Genomic DNA, 617 nt, shown 5'->3' on the forward strand with positions numbered 1-617 from the left:
ATGGAGATGCAGTAGTAACGCCTAAGAAACCAGATGGAACAACATACCCACTAGGAACGAAGGTAGTTATCCCAGGTGATAATAATACAACAATTGAGGTAGTGATTGGAAATGACGGTTCAGGAACAGTTCCAAACGATAAACTTCCAAAAACTGATAAATCAGGAAAAGGTATCGTAACAGAGCCGAATAAGAGACCATCTAATCCAGTTGATGTAACAACACCAGCCCGTAAGACACCAACGGTTGAACTAGATCAAGATCCAAATACAGGAGACGTGACAGTAACACCTAAGAAACCAGATGGGTCAACATACCCACCAGGAACGATAGTTGAAATTCCAGGAAAAGATGGAAATCCAATTAGAGTAGAAATTGGACAAAATGGTAAGGGGACAGTTCCAAATAGTGAATTACCAGACGGAAAAACATCAGGTAATGCTAAGATAGCAGAACCGAATAAACCTGTTGAAAATGTGACTGTTGAAACACCAGCTCGTTTAACACCGGCAATAGTATTAGATCAAGATCCAAATACAGGAGACGTAACAGTAACACCTAAGAAACCAGATGGAACAACATATCCACCAGGAACTACGGTAGAAATTCCAGGTAAG

At 40.5% G+C, this 617-nt stretch carries 1 pseudogene; it reads left to right on the forward strand.

The features are described 5' to 3' along the window. A pseudogene (locus tag HT722_RS08940) lies at positions 1-617 on the forward strand (hypothetical protein); the annotation flags it as partial.

The sequence above is a fragment of the Streptococcus sp. 53 genome (assembly GCF_013276565.1).
Taxonomy (GTDB): domain Bacteria; phylum Bacillota; class Bacilli; order Lactobacillales; family Streptococcaceae; genus Streptococcus.